Source organism: Methanosaeta sp. UBA356 (assembly GCF_002496465.1).
Lineage (GTDB): Archaea > Halobacteriota > Methanosarcinia > Methanotrichales > Methanotrichaceae > Methanothrix > Methanothrix soehngenii.
In genome coordinates this window covers 1-5,247 of the sequence record NZ_DAKC01000138.1, presented here as the reverse complement: position 1 = coordinate 5,247, position 5,247 = coordinate 1, and the positions used below count along the sequence as shown (strand labels likewise).

The following is a 5,247-nucleotide window of genomic DNA, read 5'->3' as shown; positions in this document are numbered from 1 at the left end:
CTACTGAAGGCCGAACCGGCTATACATCAGGGCCTGCATTGGGCTCAGCTCCAGCCCCCTGGCTACCACAGTCCTCTCGGAAGGGCTCAGTGGATGCCTCTTTGCTGGTGGCAGGGGCAGAGCCTGCCGGGCATAGACCACTCCACCCTTCATCCGGGCACAGGTGAAGCTGCCGGCATCTCCTTCTATGAAGACCTCGCCCCCTCTCATCTCTGCACCTGTGAAGTCCTTCGTACTGCCTCTAACCAAGATCCTTCCTCCTCGCAATAGAACTGCTGTGTTCTCCTGAGCGCATCCTTCGACGATGATCTGGCCGGAGCGCATGAGTATGCCCGTGCTCATGCCTGCGTCTCCCTCCAGTTTGATGGTCTTGTCGGCGGGATTTCTTGCCCCCAGGGTATCCCTGATAATCCCGTCCTCGATGAACAGACCCTGCTGGTCCAGATGATTCGGCTCCGTCACATCCCACCCCTTTTCCAGAGCCTCGGTGATGGAGACGAACATTCGATATCCAGTCAGATCGCTATCAACCTCGATTACATTCCCCATGGGCTCACTGACCCTGCCGGAGACATAGATCGCGCCTCTGAGCATGCTTATCCCCATGCGCCGGCCCACGTCTCCCTCCACCACTATGCTGCCCGTCCCCTCTATCGGCCCGCCCTTTCCCCCCAGCCGGATGAGATCGACGCCCAGGCTGGAGCCCAGGCGGCTGCCAACATCCCCGGAGATATTCACCCTCTCCCCTTCACGGAGCGATTGCACGATCTGCCTGAGGCTAGCCTCCCCTATCTTCTGATCCATATCCAGCCTTGAGCCTTGATGCTGCCAATAAAAGTCAAATGTGAAGTCGCCAAGGCACTTCTCCCCGGAGGCCAGGATCTGGAGCATTGAAATATCACTTCGATGGAAGGAAGGCATTATCGGTCGCAATGCGTTTGGATACATTGATCCCGATAACGGTAATCAGAATAGCCCCAATAGCTGAGATGGCCAGCTTCTGTACCGATTCTACCATGCCAATGCCAAACTCCAGATCGGCATTGCTGGCCAGGATAAAGCTGCTGGTCGACCAGATGACCAGGCCGGTGGCCAGGATGAAGAAGAGGTAAGATATGGTGCGAGCGTCTCTTATGCCCTCCATATACATGTCCATGACCTTGCCCAGATTCACGCATAAGGCAGCAGCCATGTACCACCAGATGCTCTCGTATAGATAGATCATGATCAAGGTGAAGTATCCAGGAAAGGTGGGCTCATGGAAGTACTGCCAGAAGTATGCCACTCCATTTACGGTGGCTATGACCACCAGCATTGCCGCCAGGATATAGGTTATAAAGGCTATCTTCCGGGCATAAAGGGATTTCTTGAGCGTCTGCTTTGCCTCCTCCATGGAGTCGTCCAGGCCCAGCCCCCGGAATAAGAGATACAGACCCACCGAGCCTGTGATGGCCACTATCGCCCAGCTGGGGTAGCCGATCAGGCTGAAGAATGCAAACATGAGCAGAGCCAATGCAGGAGGAATGAATAACGTATGGCTGAGCTTGGGGTCGGTGAAGAGCTGCTTTAAAAGGTAGTAGGTGCTCTCCAGGTTGGGGCTCTGCTTGACCAAAACCCGACGCACTCCTTCTACCTTGATCCGGGAGGTGATGATGGGCAAGATGGCCTCGTCCTCCGCCCCGTCAGAGACCACAACCACCCCTTGAGGATGCAAGCGCGCCAACAGATCCTCCAGCTGAGAGGCAATTTTGCTGTCTGAGATCAGGCCGACCTTCAGGTCTCCTGCAATAGAGGCGATCTCCACATTCCTGCCTGATGCAGCAATCTCATCAAAGGTTTTGATGCCACCGAATATGGTGTTGACGTCCGAGTCCTCTGGGTCAGACATGCCCAACTTCAGGGCGGCCTCTATATTGGCCTCTCTGCCCACGACGGGGGTTATCACCCCGCCCTTGCGGCCCAGGTCATTGTCCCGATCTATGCAGAGCACAAGGACATCCATGGTCTACTATTTGAAAAGATTGTACTTAAAGGATTCTGTGATCAAACAGCAAAGAGAAAAGATCCGGCCATATCCAAAAAATATTTATTTTAATAAAGCCAATGGATGGCTATGAGAAGACTAATCTTATGCATTGCAATTTCTCTAGTGCTCCTGGTCTCCTTTGCCAGTGCCTTTACCATTGACATGGCGGAGACGCAAAAGCAAATCGATACGTACAACCGGAATATCGATCGAGCGCCAGAGGTTCTGAAAACCATTTTGGGCGATGAGAAGATCAACCTGGAAGTACTCCGAAAAAATGCCAGCACCTTCCAGGTAGGCTTGGATGTGAAATCAGCGAGAATAGACAGATTAATTGAAGGAGGCTGGGACGATCCATCAATCACCATAACTGCCTCAGAGGAGGCAATAGACAATGTCAGACTGTCAAAGGATCCGATCGGAGCCTTTGAAAAAGAGAGGGATGCTGGCAGTATCACCTTCGAGGCAAATAATCTGATCTCCAGGGCCAAATTGAAGGCCGCTTTCTCCAGCACCTCTGTCCTGCAGTTCGGTTACGACACATTCTTCGGCTAGCGGGCAAGGTCAATATTCTCTTTTATTATTTTTAAGGCACAGAAATCCCCGCACATGGTACAGACCTCTGCATCCGAGGGGGTTCTATCAGCCCGGACCAGCTTTGCAGTCTCAGGATCTATGGCCAGTTGGAACTGCTTCTCCCAGAGCATATCCCTCCGCGCCTTTCCCATATCCAGATCCTTCTGGCGATCGTTGTTCTTGATCATATCGCCTATATGGGCTGCTATCCTGGCAGTGATCGTGCCCATCCTCACATCCTCCACATCAGGAAGAGCCAGATGCTCAGCCGGGGTGACATAGCAGATGAAGTCCGCTCCGTAGGCACTAGAGAGGCTGGCACCGATTGCCGCCACGATATGGTCGTATCCGGGAGCTATATCTGTGACCAGGGGGCCAAGCATATAGAAGGGCTTCTCATCAGTCATCCTCTTCATAACCAGGACGTTTGCTTCAATCTCATCGATGGGGATGTGGCCCGGCCCCTCCACTATGGTCTGAACCCCTGCCGCATGGGCTCTGTCCGCCAGCTCGGAGTTGATTATCAGTTCCTGGATCTGACCCCGATCGGTGGAGTCGTGCACCGCTCCCGCTCGAAGGCCATTGCCCAGGCTTAGGGTGACCTCATGCTCTTTAAGGATCTCCAAGAGATAATCGAACTCCCGGTAGAGGGGATTCTCCTTCTGATTATGCAGCATCCAGCCGATCATGAAGGCCCCTCCCCGGCTGCATACGCCACCAAATCGACCGCCTTGGCGGCGGAGCCGCTCTATGCAGATGCTATTGATGCCGGTGTGGATGGCCATGAAGTTGGTTCCCAGCTTCGCCTGCTCCTCCGTCGCCCTGAAGAGGTCGTCCTCGGGCATGTCCACACCTGCTCCATACTTTCTTATGGCCTCGATGAATGCCTGGTAGAGGGGAACGCTCCCCACGCTCAATGTTGTGGCCTCAATCACCCGTCTTCTGATCTCCAGGAAGTCCCCCCCTGTCGAGAGCTCCATCAGAGTGTCTGCACCGTTCGCTTCAGCGGTGCGCGCTTTTGCCACCTCCATCTCCACATCAACGATATCGCTGCTGGTGCCGATGGAGGCGTTCACCTTGGTGCGGAGCCCCTTGCCAATGCCCACCGATCTAGTGTATCTGTAAGGGCTGCGAGGGATGACTATCCTGCCGCTGGCTATACCTCGAAGTATGAACTCAGGGGTCTTTCCCTCTGCCTCGGCCACTATCTTCATCTCTTCTGTCAGTCTGCCTGCTCGTGCATCATCTATCAGTCCCATCTCTTCACCAGCATCAACTGACAATGTAGGGTTATTTAAGGGTGATCAACCACGCTGCTCTGGCGGGAGATGCTGCAAGCAGAATGATGAAGAAATCGTGAGGCGACACAATGGTGCCCGCCTCAGGTTCAGTATTATCCTTGACTGTTGGGATATTCTATTTCAGGATCTCTTTTTTGAAGGTCTCAAAGCCGATCTCTTCTATGAAATCGCCCAGGCGCTGCTTCTTGGCGTGATCCCGGTAAAAGTTGACGATCTTATCTATGCAAGAGAATACCTCATCGTCGGATAGGTTCTCTGCCAGCAACGTGCCCAGCCTTGGCTTTACCCCGCTGCTTCCGCCTACCAGAAGCCTCCATCCCTTGGCGGTGCCGATCAGGCCGATGTCCTTTACCGCGGGCTCAGCACAGGAGTTGGCGCATCCTGATACCCCCATCTTGAACTTCCAGGGAAGCTGCATTCCGTGATACTTCTCGTCCAGCTTCAGGCCCACGCCCACAGCATCCTGCTGGCCGCGCTTGCAGAACGTAGTTCCCGGACAGATCTTGATGCTGCGAACGCATAGACCTATGGCAGCCCCGGTCTTCATCCCCAGGTCCGCCCAGGCATTATCGATATCCTCAGGATCGATTCCTACTATGGCGATCCTCTGGGCAGATGTTATCTTTAAGGCCTTGGCATGATACTTCTCCGCCACATCGGCGATCCTTCGAAGGCCGGCTGGATCGATTATGCCGCCTGCTATATGCGGTGCTATGGCAAAGGTCTCTTTGTCCCTTTGAATAATGGCACCCTTTTCCAGAATATCTTTGGACATGCTAAACAACTCCTTGATCTGAAATATTCGCTAAGAAGAGATTGGGGTTTTTAGGGCAAAAAGCTTTCCTATTGAATATGACCCATGAAATGGCTGAAGAGGAGCTCGATTGACCAAATCAGTCTCAGTTCCTCTATCAGCATCTCTCTTTTGATATCATGCATGTGCCTTTGCCTGCAATGAGGTCCCGCTGGACCTGCTCTTGCGATGGCGCGAGCGTCTTCCTGCGTACCCATCGCTTTTAACCCACTCACCGGTCTCGTCGTCCTTCTCATACTGTTCTTTTACGGCCGACCAGGCTGATTCGTGAGATGCCTTCTCGCGGGCTGTCTCATCTTCTATCTCCAGATCCTCCCAGCAGCTATTGAAGGCTTTCATGTATATGGTTTTAGCCCGGCTGGGCAGATTTCGGACGCTCTTGGGCAGCTCGCTTATATTTGCATATGGCATCTAATACACCTCCTGTATGTGTTTAGCTCATGATGGCTCTATATTTCTAATAGCCTGGTTAAAAGGTTTTGGGCGGATCTGCTTTCCAGGCGGATTTAGACTAAAAGAATATTTATTGT

Annotated in this window: 6 protein-coding genes; 1 reads left to right on the top strand and 5 read right to left on the bottom strand. The window is 53.1% G+C overall.

The features are described 5' to 3' along the window. Window positions 1–891, bottom strand: a complete 891-nt coding sequence (locus BP727_RS13360) for a tributyrin esterase (protein ID WP_286859332.1) — start codon at window positions 889–891, stop codon at window positions 1–3. A 7-nt stretch (window positions 892–898) separates the two neighbouring features. Then, entirely contained in the window at window positions 899–2,002 is a 1,104-nt protein-coding gene (locus BP727_RS13355; RefSeq protein WP_276620387.1) for a DUF373 family protein, read from the bottom strand. A 111-nt stretch (window positions 2,003–2,113) separates the two neighbouring features. Between BP727_RS13355 and BP727_RS13350 the strand changes: the two genes are divergently transcribed. Continuing rightward, window positions 2,114–2,581, top strand: coding sequence for a hypothetical protein (locus BP727_RS13350; protein ID WP_013718942.1), 468 nt, complete (start codon window positions 2,114–2,116; stop codon window positions 2,579–2,581). Here BP727_RS13350 and thiC read toward each other — a convergent pair. From thiC to BP727_RS13335, 3 genes are all read right to left on the bottom strand, one after another. Beyond that, window positions 2,578–3,861 (bottom strand): phosphomethylpyrimidine synthase ThiC, encoded by a 1,284-nt coding sequence (thiC, locus tag BP727_RS13345; protein WP_286859327.1) that lies wholly within the window; start codon window positions 3,859–3,861, stop codon window positions 2,578–2,580. The genes BP727_RS13350 and thiC overlap by 4 nt on opposite strands. A gap of 157 nt (window positions 3,862–4,018) precedes the next feature. Further along, complete coding sequence (locus BP727_RS13340; RefSeq protein WP_013718944.1) at window positions 4,019–4,678, bottom strand: NAD(P)/FAD-dependent oxidoreductase; 660 nt, start codon at window positions 4,676–4,678, stop codon at window positions 4,019–4,021. Window positions 4,679–4,834: 156 nt separating this feature from the next. After that, complete coding sequence (locus BP727_RS13335) at window positions 4,835–5,128, bottom strand: ChaB family protein (protein ID WP_013718945.1); 294 nt, start codon at window positions 5,126–5,128, stop codon at window positions 4,835–4,837. Window positions 5,129–5,247: the final 119 nt, after the last annotated feature.